This is a genomic window from Novosphingobium sp. BL-S-21 (assembly GCF_055521655.1).
This window is the reverse complement of sequence record NZ_CM145496.1, coordinates 646,031-663,358: the sequence shown is the minus strand read 5'-3', so window position 1 is coordinate 663,358 and position 17,328 is coordinate 646,031. Positions and strand designations below refer to the sequence as shown.

Below are 17,328 nucleotides of genomic sequence, written 5' to 3'. Positions count from 1 at the left end.
TTGGGGGCGGTGGGATTGAAGGCAGCGGCCCCTAGGCGAACATTATGCTATTTTCAACGCGATGGAAGGCGAACTGCGTTCAGAACCCGCGCGCCACGCCTTCGCGCCGGGGATCGGCGCCGCCGACATAGCCCTTCGGCGTCGCGACGATAGCCTGGAGCCCGGACTCTTCCCCGCGCGAGGTGGACAGGGTCATGCCCCGCGCGGCCAGGCCCTGCATGATCGGCTGGGGGAACATGTCGGCGCTGTAGCTGTCTCCCTTGGCGACGAGATTGGGCAGCGAGACGGCGTCCTGCGGCGTCATCTTCCAGTCGAGCAGGGCCACCAGCACTTTCAGGTTGTAGGCCTGGATTGCGGAACCGCCCGGCGATCCCGCGGCGGCCACGAACTTCTTCTGCGGCGTCAGCACGATGGCGGGCGCCATGCTGGAGCGCGGACGCTTGCCGGGCCCGGGGGCGTTGGCCGCTTTCGCGCCGTCGTCAACGGTGGGGCTGAACGAGAAGTCGGTGAGCTGGTTGTTGAGGAAGAAGCCGCCCACCATGCGGCCGGAGCCGAAGATGCTCTCGACCGTGGTGGTCATGGACACGACGTTGCCTTGTGCGTCGATCACGACGATGTGGCTGGTTCCGCCCGGCTCGTCGGTGGCGTCGATCCCGACTTTGGGGGCGCCCCGGGGCATGCCGAACGTCACCGGCCCGGCCCGGTCGCCGATCTCGGCCGCGCGGCCCTTGAGATAGTGCGGATCGAGCAGGCCATCGAGCGGCACCTGCACGAAGGCCGGGTCGCCGACGTAGCGGTCGCGGTCGGCGTAAGCCAGGCGGCTGGCCTGGGCGAATTCGAACCAGGCTTTCTCGTCAGTGGCACCGCGCTTGTCGATGTCGGTGTGTTCGAGCACGCCGAGCGCGATCTGCAATCCGGGGCCGCCCGAGGGCGCCTGGGGCGTGCAGACGAGGTAGATGCGGTAAGGATTGCAGAGCGCGGGGCCGGAGTGCGGGCGATAGCTCGCCAGGTCCGACAGGGTGAGCGTGCTCGGGTACGGCCCCTGGTGCACGCGCTCGACGATCTGCTGCGCAATCGGCCCGGTCAGCAGGCCGGAAGCACCGTACCGTGCAATGCGTTCCAGCGAGCGAGCATAGTCGGGATTCTTCAGCCGGTCGCCGGCCAGATAGGGCGTGCCGTCGGCCTTGGTGAAGTAGCGCCTGGCGTCGGGCGCGGAAGCCTGGGGTGCCTTGCTTGCGATCATGCGGGCCAGGCGCGGGCTGACGGCGAAGCCGTCCTGCGCGAGGACATGGGCTTGATCGAAGAGCTTGCCCCAGGCGAGCTTGCCGTGATCGCGGTGGGCCATGTCGAGCATGGCGATGGCGCCGGGCACGCCGGTCGAGATGCCGCCCAGCACGGCGGTGACGAAAGGCAGCCGCTTGCCGTTCTCGTCGAAGAACAGATGATCGCCGGCACCGGCGGGTGCGACTTCGCGGCCGTCATAGGCTGTCGCCTGCCGGGTCTTCGCATCGTAGTAGACCATGAAGGCGCCGCCCCCCAGGCCCGAACTCTGCGGCTCGACAAGGCCGAGCACGGCCTGGATGGCCACGGCTGCGTCGATCGCCGAGCCGCCGGCCTTGAGAACGTCCACCCCCGCTTTCACCGCCAGCGGATTGGCAGCGGCGACCATGGCGTGGGGGGCGGTGGCGGACTGCTCCTCCCGGGCCGGAGCAGTAACCGGCGCGGCCTCTGCCACCTTTTCCGCAGCCTCGGTCTGGCGGGCGAGGGCGGGCTGCGTGGCAGCCAGCACAAGGGCAGACAGGCCGAGGGCGAGGATCGATCGGCGCAAAGTTATTCTCCGGGCGGTAATGGGCATTTGCAGCGACTTAGCGCCCTCGTTTCACAGGCGCCACCCCTGCGAGCTTTTGCAAAGTCGCTCTGGCCGGTCAGCAATAGCAAGACGGGCGCCCGGATTGCGGCAGGAAAATTCGGCGCGGCGCCAGCATATCGGCCCGAAACCTGAGCCTGCGGATCGGATGGAATTGCATCCCGGCCATGCCGCCGAGGCCGACGGGCTCATTTGCAATAAACTCAACTCCGATGCCGCAATATCGACGCCAAAATATCTTGCGAAGATTAGTTAGCACTCTAATTACCCAGGCCATGCAGGATCGACAATCGAGCGAGAAGGCTCTGGCCGCAAGGTTGGGGCCGGTTTCGCGTTCATGGCAGCAACTGGCCGATTCGGCGCTGTCCTCGCTGGGAGTTTCCAACTCCTCGGGGTGGGCGCTGGTCCACCTGCTGCGCCTCGGCAACGAGGTGCGGCAGGGCGACCTTGCGCGCGCCATCAACGTGACGGAACCTTCGCTCGTGCGAACCCTGCACTTGCTGGAAGATGCCGGTCTCGTCGAGCGCATCGCCGACGACAGCGACCGCCGTGCCAAGCACTTGCGCCTCACCGACGAGGGCGCCGCCGCTGCCCGCCGCATCGACAAGCGATTGATCGAGTTGCGCGCGACGCTTCTGGATGGCATTCCAGGCGAAGACGTCGAGACTGTCGTGCGGGTGCTTGACCGCATCGCTGCGCGCATAGCGGAAAGCGCCGCCCGGCAATGACGAAGCGTTTCGGACTGGACGCCGCGCTGTTCTCCGTGAAGGCCTACCTGGCCTCGATGCTGGCTATCTATGTCGCGCTTTCGATCGGGCTGGAGCGACCCTACTGGGCGTTCCTGACATCCTACATCGTGGCGCAGCCCCTGGCCGGCGCCGTCGTGTCCAAGGCGATGTTCCGCGTGATCGGCACTTTCGTCGGCGCGGGAATGGCCGTCATCATCGTGCCGAACCTCGTCAACTCCCCCGAACTGCTGACCATCGGCATCGGCGGCTGGCTGGCGCTGTGCGTCTTCGTCTCGCTTTTGGACCGCACGCCGCGGTCCTATGCTTTCGTGCTGGCGGGCTATACCGCCGTGCTCATCGTGCTGCCCAGTGTCGACGTGCCGGACACGATCTTCACCGTGGCGACCCTGCGCGTGCAGGAGATCACCATCGGTATCCTCTGCGGCAGCTTCGTCCATGCGCTGGTCCTGCCGCAATCGGTTTCGGCCTTCATGCTGCAGCGCGTGTCCAACATTCTGGCCGACGCCGAGCGCTGGTCGCGCGATTCGCTCCAGCTTGAAACCGATCCGGCGATCGACAAGGAACGCCAGCGGCTCGCGCTGGACGTCACCGAGTTGCACCAGCTCTCGATCCACCTGCCTTACGAAAGCACGCGCATCGCGCCGCGCATCCGCACCGTGCGTGCGCTTCAGGATCAACTCTCGCTGATCATGCCGCTGGGCGCCGCCGTGTCCGACCGGATCGCGCAGCTTCACGCGGTGGACGCGGTTCCTGCCGCAGTTCAGGCCCTGCTGACGGATGCGCGTGACTGGTTCGGCGGCCTTGGCGCCATGTCGCTGCCGGAACGCGAGGAGGCGGCCATAGCGCTGCAGCAGCGGAGCCGTGCGCTGGAGCCTCGGATCGGCCCCGATGCCTCGTGGAATGCGCTGATCCTGCTCAGCCTGCTCTCGCGCCTTTCCTCGCTGATCGGGGCGCACCGCGATTGCCGCATCCTGGCCGAGCAGCTTGGCACCAACACCACCCGGCCGGTCAGCCCGCGCGCTGCCGAACTCGTGGAAGGCCGCCGCGGACGCGAGCTGCATGTCGATGTCGGCGGCGCCACGCGCGGTGCCATCGGGGCATTCCTGACGATCGCCATCGGCTGTGCGCTGTGGATCGGCAGCGGCTGGCACGAAGGCGCGACGGCGGTCATGCTGGCAGGCGTGTTCACCGCGCTGTTCGCGGCCGCACCGGACCCGCTCGCGCCCTTGCGCACGTTCTTTGCCGGAACCCTCATCGCGACGCTGATCGGGCTGCTCTATGGCTTCGTCCTCATGCCGCGGCTCGATGGTTTCCTGGAATATGCCGCAGCCATGGCGCCGATGCTGCTGATGCTGGGCGCGCTGATGCAGTCTCCGCGCTGGAGCGGCATCGCGCTGCCGATGCTGCTGGGCCTGGGGTCGCCGGTGCTCGTTTCCGACCGCTATGTGGGCGGCTTCGCGGGCTTCGTGAACGGAGCGCTCGCGCAGCTGGTGGGCATCATCTTCGCCATCATCGTCATCCGCCTGCTCAGCTCCACCGGCACTCATGCCGCGATCCGTCGCACCGTTCGGGCGGGCTGGGCCGACATCGCCGAGCGCGCCAACATGATGAGCCCGCCGGACGTGCGCGCCTGGATCAACCGCATGCTCGACCGGATCGCCCTTCTGGCGCCGCGTCTGGCCATGTCCGGCCGCTCGCCCGGCGCGCCGCTCTACGACGCCTTGCGCGATCTGCGGACCGGCGTGGCCATCGGCGAACTGCGCGAACTGCGCCTGGCCATGCCCACGTCCCGCCGTGGTCCGCTCACCGAAGTGCTTCGGAAAGTGGGCGAATATTACCGGGGTCTCGATCCCGACCGCCCCGCGCCCGCCGACCCCATCCTGCTTGAGGATATCGACATTGCCATGACCGCCGTGCTGAACGACGAAGACCCGCAGCTCAGCCGTGCGGGGGCGCTGGGGCTGGTCAGCCTGCGCCGCAATCTGTTCCCCTCCGCCGGTCCTTCGCCGGCGGCGCCGCTCTCGGAGATGCCGGCATGAGGGGCGAAGTCTCCATCGACGGGGTGTTCCTACCCACGCTTCTGGTTCTTGCGGTCATCGCCTCGATCATCACCCTGGTGCTGATGCGCATTGCCAATCTTATCGGTTTCTACCGCCTCTTCGCTTATCGTGCAGCGGTGGACCTGTGCCTCTACATCCTCGTGCTCGGGCTTCTCGTCTGGGCCTCTCCCTTGATCGGTTTCCGCCAATGAAGCGCTTTCTTGCCCGGCTCGCTCCCAGCCTCGCCACCACCATCCTCGTGATCCTGGCCGCAGTGATCGCGGTCTCGCTCTGGCGCCATTACGAGGACAGCCCCTGGACACGCGACGGCCGCGTTCGTGCGGACGTCGTGCGCGTCACCCCCGATATCGGCGGGCTGGTCACATCGGTGGAAGTCAGGGACAACCAGGAGGTCAAGGCCGGCGATCTGCTCTTCGTGATCGACCGACCGCGCTATTCGCTGGCGGTGGAGCAGGCGCAGGCTGCCGTGGCGAGCGCGCAGGCCAGGCTGGGCCAGGCCCAGCGTGAAGCCAAGCGCGACCTTGCGCTCGGCGATCTCGTGGCCACCGAGACTCACGAACAGAACGTCGCCGCCGTCGCCACCGCGCGCGCGGCCCTGGACCAGGCGCTGAGCGCGCTCGACAAGGCCAAGCTCGACCTGGCGCGCACCAATGTGAAGGCTTCGGTGAATGGCACCGTCACTAACCTCGACCTGCATCCGGGCGACTACGTGGCGCCGGGCAACCAGGCGATGGCGCTGATCGACCGCGATTCCATCCGCATCGAGGGTTATTTCGAGGAAACCAAGCTCGCCAATATCCATGTCGGTTCGCCGGTCACGGTCGTGCTCATGGGTGAGGCGCGTCCGCTGAAGGGCGTGGTCGAGAGCATCGCCGCGGGCATCAACGACACGACCCGCAGCGACTCCCGCAATCTTCTTCCGAGCGTCGATCCGACGTTCACCTGGGTCCGTCTCGCCCAGCGCATTCCGGTGCGCGTGCGGCTGACCGAGGTGCCCAGGGACGTGAGCCTGATCGCCGGACGCACGGCCACGGTGACGATCGAGCAACCGGGCGATGCCGGCCGCAGGAATGCCAGGCCGGTCCAGCCCGCCCAGAAGGCACAGCCGGTTCAGCCAGCGCCCTCCGGGGAGCCCACGACGTGATCCGCAGCGGCGTTTCGCTTCTGGCGCTCGCACTTCTGGCCGGCTGCGCCACGGCCGGACCGGACTACGCGCCGCCCGCCGATTCCGCGGCGACGACGCCGGCCGCGAACGGTCCCTTCGTCTCGGGGCAGGGGCCGCAGTTCTCGCAGGCCGAACTGCCTGATCGCTGGTGGAAGCTCTACGACGATCCGCAGCTGGACGGCCTCGTCGAGCAGGCGCTTGAGGCCAATGCGAACATTCGCGTGGCCGATGCGAACTTGCGCAAGGCCGATGCCGTGCTTCGGGAAACTGCGGGCCAGAAGACCCTTGCCACCACCATCGGCGCCGACGCCGACCTGGAGCGTGACTACTCGACCGCTTCGGCCGGTACCAATCTGCCGGGCGTGCTGACGTACGATCTCGGCCTGACCCTGTCCTACCCGCTAGACCTCAATGGCAAGATCAAGCGCGCCATCGAGAGCAGCCTGGCCGACCGCGAGGCGGTGGAGGCCGCGCGCGATGCCGTGCGGATCAGCGTTGCGGCCGCCACTACCAAGGCTTATGCCGACGTCTGCGCCGCGAACTACCAGATCGCCACGGTCCAGAAAGTGATCACGCTGCAGCAGCAGACGCTGAACGCCACCGGAAGGCTCCAGCGCGGTGGGCGCGGAACGGCTTTCGATGTCAGCCGCGCGCGCACGGCCGTGGAAAGCAGCAAGGCCAACCTGCCTTCGTTCTATGCCAAGCGGCAGTCCTCGCTCTATCTGCTGGCAACCCTGCTCGGCAAGGCGCCGGCGGAGTATCCCCGGGAAGTGGAGAGCTGCGCGACCCTGCCGCGCCTGTCGCAGCCGATGCCAGTCGGCGACGGCGCCGCGCTGATCCGCCGCCGCCCGGACATTCGCCAGGCCGAGCGCACCATTGCCGGCGATACCGCCCGCATCGGCGTCGCCACGGCAGACCTCTACCCCACGGTCAGCATCGGCGGGGGCATCATCAACGACGGCAAGCTGGAGAACTTCGGCAAGACCCATAGCTTCGGCTTCAGCCTGGGGCCGCTGCTCAGTTGGTCCTTCCCCAATCGCCCGATCATCCGCGCCCGCATCGAAGCGGCGAATGCCCAGGTAGAGGCGGACATCGCCAGGTTCGACCAGACCGTACTCGAGGCCCTGCGCGGCACCGAGACGGCGCTGGAATCCTATGCACGCGATACCGACCGTGCCGCGGCCCTCGGCCGTGCCAGCGACAGCGCGGGCCTTTCCGCGCAGCAGGCCGGCAAGCTGTTCCGGTTCGGGCGCAGCGATTTCCTGAATCTGCTCAGCGCCCAGGGTGCCTTGGCGACGGCCCAGGTCAATCATGCCGCGGCGGAAACCGCGCTTGTCGACGATCAGATCGCGGTCTTCCTCGCGCTTGGCGGAGGTTGGCAAAGGACTGAAGCGCAGGCGGGGCAGCCGGCAGGACAACAGGCCCGGTAGGAAACGGAAGGGCAGGTTGCCCGGCGAAGGCCAGGCTTCTCAGGCAGCCCTGCGCTGCCGGACGAGGCACTGGGCGTAAGCGGCGAAGAGTTCGCGGAAGTGCTCTTCCATGGTCCGCGCCGTCACGGCGGGGCGGGGGCGTGTACGCACCACGTCCAGGATCGCCGCCGCCGCCGCATTGCAATCGGCCGCCGCGTAAGTCCGTCCGGCGCCGCCTGCCGCATGGTCGGCCGCCCCGCCGGCATCGGGCACGATGACGGGGATGCCGCTGGCCCGCGCTTCGGCAGCCGTCATGCAGAACGTCTCCGCCTCGCAGCCATGGACCAGAGCATCCGCGCTCGCCATGATTCGCGCGAAGGCGGCCCGGTTGCGTTCCGGCGCGAAGAGGCGGACATGGGGATTTCCGGCGATGTGCCTCAGGATCGCGCGCTGTTCGCGGCCTTCGCCCAGCATGACGAGACCGATGGGGCTCTGCTGGCTGGCCATGCTCACCGCGTCGATCACCAGCGGCCAGCGCTTCTCCGGCGCCAGGCGTCCCACTGCCAGCAGCAGCGCGGCGCTTTCGGGCAGGCCGCAGTCTGCCAGCAGGTGTGCCCGCAAGGCCGGGTCGCGATGAGCGGGCGAGAAGCAGTCCGCTTCCACGCCCATCGGGATGGTGACGGTGTGAGAGACCCCGCCTTCGTCGAGCCGGCGCGAAAGATCGCTGTTGGCGCAGACCACATGATCGAACTTGCGGCTGTGGCGGCGCAAGTGCTCCCAGAATACGGAGAACTGCCGGTCGATCGTCTGGCGCGAGAAGATGTTGCCAAGCCAGCGATAGGCATAGGCGGAAAGCGGGTCGGCATGCATGACAAGGCTGCGCGGAGCCGCGCCCGGCCAGTCCGCCACCAGCCCGGCACTCCGCCAGGGTGAGGTCGCCTCCACGAAATCCGGGGCCAGTGCATCCAGCGCCGCGTGGAGCCGTTCGGCCTCGGCGAAGTAGCCATATTTCCGGTCGAGCGGGAAGCGCGGGCTTTTCACGGTCACGATGCGCGCACCGGCTCCGCGTTCGATCACGGCGTCCTCGTCTCCGGGGGCGAGGATGACGATCTCGTGGCCCAGCATCGGGCCGATCCGCAGTTTCTGCTCCACATAGGTGCGTACACCGCCGCCCTGGGGCGAATAGAACGCGCAGACATCGACGATCTTCATGCCGTCAGGTTCCTTGCCTGAGCGGGGCGACTCCCAGCCCGCTGCGATAATTGAGGACGATGCGGAGCGCGGTGAGCCCGCTTCCCGCCGTGGCGCTCGCCTTGCGGACGCTTGGTTTGCCCCAGCCCAGCTTCGGATTTCCGGCGAAACCGATGCCGTCGATCTTCCAGTTGAACTTGCGGTCGTTGTCGCGGTCGTGAAGCAGGCTGACGGCATAAGTGCCGGGGCCGGGCAGGCGGATGCAGAGGCTCGGCGTGCCGCTGACAGGCAGGGGTACCTCCACCCGGCGGAAGACCTTGCCCGTGCTTACCAGCAGGTTGTCGTCGGCCAGGAAGTCCTTCTCGTTCGCGGGATAGACCTCCAGCTTCAGCTTGCCCGTGCGATCCTTGAGGCCCACCGGCTCGACGACGAAGGCCGGCCCGCTCTCGTTCGCGCGGCAGAGACCTTCGGCCTTGCCGAGGTCCGGCGTGGAAGGAACCAGCGCGGCAGCGAGGAGAGGGGTGATCGCCAGCGGGCTCATGCCGGCTGTTCCGGCGCTGTCAGGTCCTTGATCGCCAGCATGCCGCCCAGCAGCAGGTGCGCGGCCAGGATCAGTCCGGCCATCAGCGTCATCAGCGCGCCGATGTCCTGCTCGCGGCCGAGAGCGAGGACGGCGACCCCCGCGAAAAGCAGGTCCTTGTTCGGGATCAGCGGCAGGCGCGATACCAGCAGGCGCAGCGTTGCCAGGAACAGCCACCAGGACAGTTGCACCTCGGGCAGGACGAGATGCCAGAGCATGGCGTTGAACAGGGTGGTCAGGGCGATGCGGCCGAGGTGGATCTGGGTGATCATGGCCAGTTCGGCGCGGGGCAGGGTGAACACTCGCCGGCGGAAGACCATGGCGATGGCGGAGACCACCACCAGCACGCCGAGCGAGAGGGTAACCATACTGGCGTCGAGACCGAGGCGGGTGGTGCCCACGATCGGCACCATCACGGCCAGCAAGGCGATCGTCACGCCGTTTCCGGCCATGGCCGAGAGAATCGCCACGTCCTTCACCGCGCCGAAGGGCGCCGCGTCCAGCGATACCCGCCGCCGTGCCCAGGTGTAGAAATAGGCTTCGCCGAGATAGCCCAGCAGCAGCTCGTTGTAGACCTTCTTGCGCAGCAGCGCGAGCATCCCGGCGCCGGGAATGCCCCAGAGCCGGCGGAAGATCAGCCACTCGCTGGCAGGCGTCACGAGGTAGCTCGCCGCGAAGACGGCCCAGAACACCGGGCTTTCGGGCACCATGGCCAGGAGGCGGCGCATGTCGAGCCCGCCCATCTCGTGGAATACCGCCGCGATCACGGCAAGGGACAGGGCGATCGAGAACAGGGCATTGCGCCCGAGGCGCGGGTTGCGATCCTGCGGGGTGAGCTGGATGGCGGGCGTATCGGGCGCCAGGACGGCTGCGGTTTCTGTCACGAAGTTCTCCGCGAAGGGTTCTGGGTCAAAGCGACCGCTGCCAGGGTGAGTGCGTCGCCCAGGCACTCAGCCCCAGCCGGTGTCGCCGCTGGTTTTCGCGTTCGCGGCGCACTTGCGCCATCATGTCGAGATAGCGGCGCGCCGCCTCCTCGACTTCGTATCGCGCGGCGATGTCGCGTGCCCGCTGGGGGTCTCCTGCAAAGTCGCGGATGCGGGCGAGGCCATCGGCAAAGGCTTGTTCGTCGCCGCGCGGCACCAGCAAGCCGGTGCGGCCGCCTTCGACCAGGCAATCCATGCTGACGCAGCAGTCGGTCGACAGCACCGGCAGTCCGGCGGCAAGCGCCTCGACGATGACGCCGGGAAGCCCTTCGTAATCGGAACTGAGAACGAAGGCGTCGGCCTCGGCCATCAGCGGGTCGATGCTGGCAAGGTGACCGGCCAGGCGCACCCGGTCGGCAATGCCCAGTTCCGCGGCGAGCCGCTCGATGGCGCCGCGCTCGGGGCCTTCACCGGCGATCGTCAGGCTGTCCGAAGGCCGCGCGGCATGGGCGAAGGCGCGCAGCAGCATGGCGTGGTTCTTCTGCGGCACGAGGCGGCCAGCCGTCAGGTAGCGCGTGCCCCAGACCGAACCGGGACGCCTTTCGCTGCGCGCCAGCGCACGCAGGCGGGCGCGGGTCAGGATGGGATTGGCGATGACATCGACCCGCGCGGCCTCGGCGCCCGTCGTCTCGCGAATTTCCCGCGCCATCGGTTCCGACAGTCCGACCAGGCGATCGAACAGGCGGCCCTGGGCGCGCAGCCAGATCCCGTAGCCTCGCCGCACGAAAGCGGGCATGTCGGGACGATGCAGCGCATTGCTGACCTTGAGCGTCATGGGCGGCGCGTGATCGCCCAGCAGCAGCTTCATCGCCGCGCCGACCACGGCATATGTATTGCCCGGTAGGAAGACGACGTCTGCGCGGTGCGCGATCAGGTAGCTGTAAAGGCAGTGGACCATCCAGGGCGTTTCCCAGGAGGCCGTGGGAACCCGCGAGGGGATCTGCCAGTAATCGAGGGCCGGTGCGCTTGCGAGGTGGCTACAGCCGGAGCGTCCGAGGACGATCGTCACCGCGTGCCCGGCCTGCTGCCACTGCGCTGCGAGCCCCAGGGCCACGCGCTCGACTCCACCGGGATCGAGGCTGTGGATGGGCACGACAATCCTGAGCGCGTCCTTCATGCGAATCCCTAAGCGACCTTGATGCCTGGCGTGTGTGCCTTTGGGCAGCAACCGGCGGTGACCCCGCCGAACTTATCCTTGCGGGGAGGCTCCTATGGGGACCAGATGTCGGGTTTGTGACGCGGGGAAGCATGGTCATAGGCGAGACGTGAAACTGCTTTGAAAGCGTCACTGCGGTGCCATGAATCTGCCTAAATCCCGGTACCTTGAGGGAGTATGCGTAGCCGTGAAGCGCCGCAGCGTGGCGTCGATGCTGGCCAGGAGTGCGGGCTTGGTGACGTCTCCGGGATGGGCGGCGATCCGCACGGTTCGCGTCAGCGGCAAGGCGGTCCGCGCGAGGGCGGCAAAGGCCAGGGACGAGGCCGTGCGTGCCGCCGATCGGCTGGCCCAGGTTACCACGGGACCGCGCGCCAGCACGTTGCCGTCGCCCGCGGCCCAGACCCGCCAGTGATCCTCGACGATGGGCAGGCCTGCCTGGCGCAGCGCGGCCCGGGCGCCCTCGCCATAGAGCCAGGCCGGGGCGATGAAGCCCGCCGTCGGGCGGCCGATCACGTCCTCGATCAGCGCCTTGCCATCGAGCATGCGGGAGAGGGCCGTGGCTTCGTCGAGGCCGAGGAATTCGCCTTCCCCGGCGGTCATGTGGCGGGCCTTGAACTGCGCGGCGCCGCGATGGCGCGCCTCGTCCTTGTGATACCAGCCGTGGACGAACATCTCGATCCCGGCTTCCGCCCAGCCGCGCAGCCTGCGTTGAAAGGCCCGGTCTTCCGACAGCGGGTGGCGGCCCCAATGGTTGGGCACCACCAGCATCGCGAAGCTGGGTCCGCCCAGGCGGCGCTGGAACAAGTCGGCAAGCTGGAGGACGGCCCGTTCCGATGCCGGCCCGACATCATGAATCGAAGCCAGGAGGCGCTTCTGGCGGGTATTTTCGGTCATCATCGGCTCCGTTCACCCCGCGCGGCGCCTAGACCCGCTCCGTGAAAATCCCGTGACGCTCGGGGGTTTTCCGGGGGGCTGCGATCGATTATTCTGCGCTAGCGCAAGGCCATTGTTGCCTTTTGTGAAATTGGTGCGCGCCAAACCCGACTTTTTTGTCTATGGAGCGCCTCAACCAGGGCCCGTTGGGTCGCACACTCCACACCAGGCTCACTCATACAGACCGCGCCGGCGGCACAGGACAGATTCAAAACGCATGACATTTTCCCAGCTCCCCCAGCCTCTTGCCGACGCGCTTACCGCGCATGGCTACGAGAACCTGACCCCGGTCCAGGCCGCCGTCGCCGAAGCCGAGGCGCGTGGGCGCGACCTGGTGGTGTCGGCGCAGACCGGCTCGGGCAAGACCGTCGCCTTCGGCATCGCCATGAGCGACGAACTGCTGGCGGACGGCTCGATTCCTTATGCGGAGGCCCCGCTGGCGCTCGCCATCGCGCCGACGCGCGAACTGGCCCAGCAGGTCAGCCGCGAGCTTGAGTGGCTCTATGCCTCGACCGGCGCCCGCATCGTTACGTGCGTCGGCGGCATGGACCCCGTGCGCGAACGCAAGCAGCTCGAACGCGGCGCCACCATCGTCGTCGGCACCCCGGGCCGTCTGCGCGATCACCTGGAACGCGGCAAGCTCGACCTCTCGGCTCTGCGCGTCGTCGTGCTCGACGAAGCGGACGAAATGCTCGACATGGGCTTCCGCGAAGACCTCGAGGAACTGCTCGACGCCGCGCCGGCCAGCCGCCGCACGCTGCTGTTCTCGGCCACCATGCCGCGTCCGATCGAAGCCCTGGCCCGCCGTTACCAGACCGACGCGCTGCGCATCTCCACCGTGACGGAGAACCGCGGCCATGGCGACATCGCCTATCAGGCCGTCACCGTTGCCCCGGCCGACGTCGAGAACGTGGTGGTCAACCTGCTGCGTCTTCACGATGCCGAAACCGCGATCCTGTTCTGCGCCACGCGCGACAACGTGAAGCACCTGCACTCGACCCTGACCGAGCGCGGCTTCTCGGCCGTGGCGCTTTCGGGCGAGCACTCGCAGAACGAGCGCAACAATGCGCTTCAGGCCCTGCGCGACAAGCGTGCCCGCGTCTGCGTCGCGACTGACGTTGCCGCGCGTGGTATCGATCTGCCCTCGCTGACGCTGGTGATCCACGTCGAGATTCCGCGCGACGCCGAAACGCTGCAGCACCGTTCGGGCCGTACCGGCCGTGCGGGCAAGAAGGGCACCGCAGTCATCGTCGTGCCGTTCCCGCGCCGCCGCCGCGTTGAAGGCATGCTGCGCGGTGCGCGCATCGAGGCGGAGTGGATTGCCGCGCCGACCCCCGAAGTCATCCGCGCTTCCGATCGCGGCCGTCTGATGGAAAAGCTGCTCGCCCCGGTCGAGGCTGACGAGGAAGATCGCGAGATCGCCCGCGAAGTCCTGGAGAAGGTGAGCGCCGAGGATCTGGCCGCCGCACTGGTTCGCGCGCACCGCGCCGCCATGCCGCAGCCCGAGGAACTCATCGGCAACAGCCCCGAAGCGCGCGAGGCGCGTCAGCGTCCGGGCTTCGACGACGTGGTGTGGTTCACCATGGACGTGGGCCGTCAGCAGAATGCCGATCCGCGCTGGATCCTGCCGCTGCTCTGCCGCCGTGGTCACGTTACCCGCAATGCCGTCGGCCAGATCCGCATCGGCGCGGACCAGACGCACTTCCAAATCCCGAAGGCGATGGCGGACCAGTTCATCCGTTCGGTCGAACGCACCTCGCATGACGAGAGCGGCGACGTGGAGAACACCATTCGCATCGAAGTGGCCACGGACACGCCGCGCGACGTCGCGCGCGACCGTCGCCGCGAAGGTCCGCAGGGACGCGCTCGCAAGCCCTATGCGCGTGACGAAGGACGCGGCGGTTTCGATGGTCCCCGGCACAAGCCCCGTCCGACCGGCGGCCCGCGCAACGATCGCGGTGGCCCGGGCGGCGGCGGCAAGCCGTTCCACAAGAAGCCGAAGAAGTCCTACTGAGGACGCCTTCAGCCTGCTGAACAACGAACACGGGGCCCGCAAAGGCCCCGTGTTTCGTTTCAGGTTCCGTGGTTCGTGCCGGCGCTGTCCTGCCGGTCCCGCGCCGCCGGGCGCGATAAGCGGGTCAGGCCATGAGTTCGAGAATCTCGATCGCTTCTTCCCGCCCGTTGAAGTCGACGAATTCTCCCGCCTCGGCACCCAGCAGGGCGCGGGCGAGCGGCGCCGTGAAAGCGAGGTCGCCCTTGGCGGGCTCGGCTTCGTCATGCCCGACGATGCGGACCTCGCGCGGCTTGCCGTTCAGCGCGAAGCGCACGCGATGGCCGAACATCGCCCTTTCTCCGCTGGGCGCAGGCTGGACTGCCGCTGTCGACAGCCGCTTCTTCCAATAGCGCAGATCGCGTTTCGCGGTGTTGAGGGCGGTTTCCTCCGCCAGCGTCGGGATCTGCGCCTCGAGCCCGGCGATCCGGGCATGGATCAGGTCCATGCCCTCACGCGTCACGAGATTGGGGCCGGGCGGGATCGGCACCTCGAACTTGGGCTCCAGGTGCTCCTCGTCGCCGTCGCGCCGGAAAGCGACGCTCACGCGTTGCCGCCCATGTATTCGTCCATGGCCTCGCTGGCTTCGAACCATCCGGCCTCCGCCACTTCCAGATCCTCTGCCGCCTGGGTGCGGCGCTTGCCGAGTTCGCCGATGTTGAACTTGGCCAGGTCGCCCTTGATCGAGGACGGATCGGCCAGGGCGGAGTCGAGCGCTTCAAGCTGCTGCTGGATGCGCTTCATGCGGGTTTCGGTCTCGGAGACCTTCTTGCGCAGCGCCTTCAGTTCCTCGCGGGCGATGGCCCCCGATTTGCGGGCGGGCTTGCCGTCGCCGCCATTCGACTTGGGCTGGTTACGGCCCAGCACGAAGTCGATGTAGTCCTCCATCGACCCGTCGTAGTTCTCCGCCGTGCCCTGGTCGACCAGCACCAGCCGGTCCGCCGCGAGTTCGACCATGTGACGGTCGTGGCTGACCAGGATGACCGCGCCTTCGAAGGCGTTCAGCGCCTGGACCAGCGCCTCGCGCGCGTCGACGTCGAGGTGGTTCGTCGGTTCGTCGAGGATGAGCATATGCGGCGCCTCGCGGGTGACCAGCGCCAGCGCGAGGCGGGCACGCTCGCCGCCCGACAGCGTGGCGATCTCGGCCGTCGCGCGGTTGCCCGAGAAGCCGAACCGGCCAAGCTGGCCGCGCACCGCTACCGGCGGCTTGTCCACCATGGCGCGGGTCATCAGTTCGAGCGGTGTCGAGCCGGAGGGCAGCTCTTCCACCTGATACTGCGTGAAATAGCCGATGCGGATCTTGGGCGAGAAACTGAGCGAGCCTTCCATCGGCTCCAGCTGACGGGCGAGCAGGCGCGCCAGCGTGGTCTTGCCGTTGCCGTTGCGGCCGAGCAGGGCGATGCGGTCCTCGGGATCGATGCGTAAGTTCAGGCGGCGCAAGATCGGCTTGTCCGCCTCGTAGCCTACGGATGCGAGATCGAGCGTCACCAGCGGCGGGCGCAGTTCGTCCGGGCTGGGGAAGTCGAAGCTGAGCGACGAATCCTCGGCCATGGCCGCGATCGGCTGCATGCGCGCCAGCATCTTGGCGCGGGACTGCGCCTGCTTCGCCGTGGAGGCGCGAGCGGAATTGCGCGCGACGTAATCGGCCAGCTTCTTGCGCTGGGCGTCCTGGTTGGCGCGGGCGGCGGCGGCCTGTGCGGCCCGCTCGGCGCGAATGCGCTCGAAGCTGTCGTACGTGCCCGGATAGAGCGTCAGCTTGCCCTGCTGCAGGTGCAGGATGTGATCGACCACGTTGTTGAGCAGGTCGCGCTCGTGGCTGATGACGATCAGGGTGCGCGGATAAGTCTGGAGGAAGTTCTCCAGCCAGAGCGTGGCTTCGAGGTCGAGGTGGTTGGACGGTTCGTCGAGCAGCAGCACGTCGGGCTGCGAGAACAGCAGCCCGGCAAGGGCGACGCGCATCTTCCAGCCGCCCGAGAAGCTGTCGAGCGGGCGGCCCTGCATTTCCTCGTCGAAGCCGAGGCCGACCAGGATGCGCGCGGCGCGGGCTTCCGCGGTATAGGCGTCGATCGCGATCAGGCGGTCGTGGAGGTCGCCAAGGCGGTTCGGGTCGGCGCAGGTTTCGGCTTCGGCCAGCAGGTCGGTACGCTCGACATCGGCGTCGAGCACGGCCTGAAGCGCGGTCCGGTTACCGGCAGGGGCTTCCTGGGCGATGTAGCCGAGGCGTGCCCGGCGCGGCATCTCCACGGCGCCGCCATCGGGCTCCAGTTCGCCGATGATGGCCTTTACCAGCGTGGACTTGCCCGCGCCGTTGCGGCCGATGAGGCCCACCTTGCCATCCTTGGGGATGGTGGCAGCGGCCTGGTCGAGGATGGTGCGCCCGCCAAGGCGGACGGTAATGTCGCGGATCGTCAGCATGGGGCAGCGCCTAGAGGATTTTGAGCGCGGTTGGAAACATCTTCCGGACTCGCGCTATTAGCTCGCGTTCGAAGCGCGTTTTCGAGGGGGCTGTGTTCACCCGTGAACGCGCCGAAAGCCTGTCCCAGAGTTATCAACACCAATATGCCCAGTATTGCGACAGCCGGCGATGAAGCGGCCTGTTCGAAAACCGGGCGAATCGGTTATCAATTTAACTTGCAACGCGGAATCACTTATGATTCTATCGCTTTTCATGAGGTCCAGCTCTCCCATCATGCGTCAGGACGCCAGCCTTGCCAAGGAACGCCTGGTCCAGGGCATTGCGCTTGCGCTGCTCCTGCTGATGGGGGCTTTCGTGATCGCGGGTCCCAGCGGCCTGATCGCCTGGACAGAGAATCAGCATCTGCTGGAAGAGCGCAACGCCAAGCTGGCCGATTTGCGCCTCACGCGCGATCACCTCAAGAACCGTGTGGGACTGCTCGACCAGAACCATGTCGACCCCGATCTTGCCGGTGAGTTGCTGCGCAGCAATCTGAACGTTGCCCGGCCCGACGAAATGGTCATGCTCATCAACAAGTGATTCCGTTCCGCGCCGGGCCAAGACCCGGTTCGCGGTGATGGAAAGCGGACGGAACCGTCCAATTGTGGCCGTTCTGTTGCGGATGGCCATAATTTTTGTGCCACTTACGGCAAATTTCCTTCATCGCGCTTTCGATTTCCGCAGGGGGTCCTATAAGCGGCCCGAAATCAATCGCACCAACGATGGGGAG

General features: G+C 67.4%; 15 protein-coding genes. 7 read left to right on the top strand and 8 right to left on the bottom strand.

The window, feature by feature from the left end; translation table 11 throughout:
- Positions 1-79 precede the first annotated feature (79 nt).
- Complete coding sequence (ggt, locus tag ACZ1J6_RS11520) at positions 80-1,828, bottom strand: gamma-glutamyltransferase (RefSeq protein ID WP_431568569.1); 1,749 nt, start codon at positions 1,826-1,828, stop codon at positions 80-82.
- Between the two features lie 314 nt (positions 1,829-2,142).
- Between ggt and ACZ1J6_RS11515 the strand changes: the two genes are divergently transcribed.
- From ACZ1J6_RS11515 to ACZ1J6_RS11495, 5 genes are read left to right on the top strand one after another with little or no spacing between them, the layout of a single operon-like run.
- Positions 2,143-2,595 carry a MarR family winged helix-turn-helix transcriptional regulator gene (locus ACZ1J6_RS11515; protein ID WP_132262851.1) on the top strand — a complete coding sequence of 151 codons (453 nt, stop codon included), beginning with the start codon at positions 2,143-2,145 and terminating at the stop codon, positions 2,593-2,595.
- Positions 2,592-4,655 (top strand): FUSC family protein, encoded by a 2,064-nt coding sequence (locus tag ACZ1J6_RS11510; protein WP_431568571.1) that lies wholly within the window; start codon positions 2,592-2,594, stop codon positions 4,653-4,655. The genes ACZ1J6_RS11515 and ACZ1J6_RS11510 overlap by 4 nt, the downstream gene beginning before the upstream one ends.
- Positions 4,652-4,867: a DUF1656 domain-containing protein gene (locus ACZ1J6_RS11505; protein WP_132262848.1), complete on the top strand. Its 216-nt coding sequence runs from the start codon at positions 4,652-4,654 to the stop codon at positions 4,865-4,867. Before ACZ1J6_RS11510 ends, ACZ1J6_RS11505 begins: the two co-directional genes overlap by 4 nt.
- Complete coding sequence (locus tag ACZ1J6_RS11500; protein WP_465128094.1) at positions 4,864-5,820, top strand: efflux RND transporter periplasmic adaptor subunit; 957 nt, start codon at positions 4,864-4,866, stop codon at positions 5,818-5,820. The genes ACZ1J6_RS11505 and ACZ1J6_RS11500 overlap by 4 nt, the downstream gene beginning before the upstream one ends.
- A complete protein-coding gene (locus tag ACZ1J6_RS11495; protein WP_431568626.1) occupies positions 5,820-7,271 on the top strand; it encodes an efflux transporter outer membrane subunit in 1,452 nt (483 codons plus the stop codon). The genes ACZ1J6_RS11500 and ACZ1J6_RS11495 overlap by 1 nt, the downstream gene beginning before the upstream one ends.
- Positions 7,272-7,310: 39 nt before the next feature.
- Here the strand turns inward: ACZ1J6_RS11495 and ACZ1J6_RS11490 are convergent, their stop codons facing one another.
- The 5 genes from ACZ1J6_RS11490 to ACZ1J6_RS11470 form a co-directional block, all read right to left on the bottom strand.
- Positions 7,311-8,462, bottom strand: coding sequence for a glycosyltransferase (locus tag ACZ1J6_RS11490; RefSeq protein WP_431568573.1), 1,152 nt, complete (start codon positions 8,460-8,462; stop codon positions 7,311-7,313).
- A gap of 4 nt (positions 8,463-8,466) precedes the next feature.
- Positions 8,467-8,982: a DUF2141 domain-containing protein gene (locus tag ACZ1J6_RS11485; protein WP_431568574.1), complete on the bottom strand. Its 516-nt coding sequence runs from the start codon at positions 8,980-8,982 to the stop codon at positions 8,467-8,469.
- Positions 8,979-9,905: a hypothetical protein gene (locus tag ACZ1J6_RS11480; RefSeq protein ID WP_132262841.1), complete on the bottom strand. Its 927-nt coding sequence runs from the start codon at positions 9,903-9,905 to the stop codon at positions 8,979-8,981. Before ACZ1J6_RS11480 ends, ACZ1J6_RS11485 begins: the two co-directional genes overlap by 4 nt.
- A 25-nt stretch (positions 9,906-9,930) precedes the next feature.
- The gene (locus ACZ1J6_RS11475) at positions 9,931-11,121 is read right to left on the bottom strand and encodes a glycosyltransferase (protein WP_431568575.1); all 1,191 of its coding nucleotides are present in this window, start codon (positions 11,119-11,121) and stop codon (positions 9,931-9,933) included.
- 168 nt (positions 11,122-11,289) lie between these two features.
- Positions 11,290-12,057: a DUF2334 domain-containing protein gene (locus ACZ1J6_RS11470; protein WP_431568576.1), complete on the bottom strand. Its 768-nt coding sequence runs from the start codon at positions 12,055-12,057 to the stop codon at positions 11,290-11,292.
- Positions 12,058-12,310: 253 nt separating this feature from the next.
- On the opposite strand from ACZ1J6_RS11470, the gene ACZ1J6_RS11465 reads away from it, so the two are divergent.
- Positions 12,311-14,107 carry a DEAD/DEAH box helicase gene (locus ACZ1J6_RS11465; RefSeq protein WP_134092922.1) on the top strand — a complete coding sequence of 599 codons (1,797 nt, stop codon included), beginning with the start codon at positions 12,311-12,313 and terminating at the stop codon, positions 14,105-14,107.
- A gap of 124 nt (positions 14,108-14,231) precedes the next feature.
- Here ACZ1J6_RS11465 and ACZ1J6_RS11460 read toward each other — a convergent pair whose 3' ends face one another.
- Both ACZ1J6_RS11460 and ACZ1J6_RS11455 read right to left on the bottom strand, forming a co-directional pair.
- The gene (locus ACZ1J6_RS11460; RefSeq protein ID WP_431568577.1) at positions 14,232-14,690 is read right to left on the bottom strand and encodes a GreA/GreB family elongation factor; all 459 of its coding nucleotides are present in this window, start codon (positions 14,688-14,690) and stop codon (positions 14,232-14,234) included.
- Complete coding sequence (locus ACZ1J6_RS11455; RefSeq protein WP_314465325.1) at positions 14,687-16,558, bottom strand: ATP-binding cassette domain-containing protein; 1,872 nt, start codon at positions 16,556-16,558, stop codon at positions 14,687-14,689. The genes ACZ1J6_RS11460 and ACZ1J6_RS11455 overlap by 4 nt, the downstream gene beginning before the upstream one ends.
- Before the next feature lie 253 nt (positions 16,559-16,811).
- Here ACZ1J6_RS11455 and ACZ1J6_RS11450 point away from each other — a divergent pair, with 253 nt between their 5' ends.
- Positions 16,812-17,138 carry an FtsB family cell division protein gene (locus tag ACZ1J6_RS11450; RefSeq protein WP_132262830.1) on the top strand — a complete coding sequence of 109 codons (327 nt, stop codon included), beginning with the start codon at positions 16,812-16,814 and terminating at the stop codon, positions 17,136-17,138.
- Positions 17,139-17,328: the final 190 nt, after the last annotated feature.

Excerpts from the sequence above, each read along its gene's own strand:
- ACZ1J6_RS11450 (WP_132262830.1), top strand. The coding sequence starts at position 16,812 with ATGAGGTCCAGCTCTCCCATCATGCGTCAGGACGCCAGCCTTGCCAAG.
- ACZ1J6_RS11510 (WP_431568571.1), top strand. The coding sequence starts at position 2,592 with ATGACGAAGCGTTTCGGACTGGACGCCGCGCTGTTCTCCGTGAAGGCC.
- ACZ1J6_RS11470 (WP_431568576.1), bottom strand. The coding sequence starts at position 12,057 with ATGATGACCGAAAATACCCGCCAGAAGCGCCTCCTGGCTTCGATTCAT.
- ACZ1J6_RS11500 (WP_465128094.1), top strand. The coding sequence starts at position 4,864 with ATGAAGCGCTTTCTTGCCCGGCTCGCTCCCAGCCTCGCCACCACCATC.
- ACZ1J6_RS11490 (WP_431568573.1), bottom strand. The coding sequence starts at position 8,462 with ATGAAGATCGTCGATGTCTGCGCGTTCTATTCGCCCCAGGGCGGCGGT.
- ACZ1J6_RS11465 (WP_134092922.1), top strand. The coding sequence starts at position 12,311 with ATGACATTTTCCCAGCTCCCCCAGCCTCTTGCCGACGCGCTTACCGCG.
- ACZ1J6_RS11505 (WP_132262848.1), top strand. The coding sequence starts at position 4,652 with ATGAGGGGCGAAGTCTCCATCGACGGGGTGTTCCTACCCACGCTTCTG.
- ACZ1J6_RS11475 (WP_431568575.1), bottom strand. The coding sequence starts at position 11,121 with ATGAAGGACGCGCTCAGGATTGTCGTGCCCATCCACAGCCTCGATCCC.
- ACZ1J6_RS11485 (WP_431568574.1), bottom strand. The coding sequence starts at position 8,982 with ATGAGCCCGCTGGCGATCACCCCTCTCCTCGCTGCCGCGCTGGTTCCT.
- ACZ1J6_RS11455 (WP_314465325.1), bottom strand. The coding sequence starts at position 16,558 with ATGCTGACGATCCGCGACATTACCGTCCGCCTTGGCGGGCGCACCATC.
- ACZ1J6_RS11515 (WP_132262851.1), top strand. The coding sequence starts at position 2,143 with ATGCAGGATCGACAATCGAGCGAGAAGGCTCTGGCCGCAAGGTTGGGG.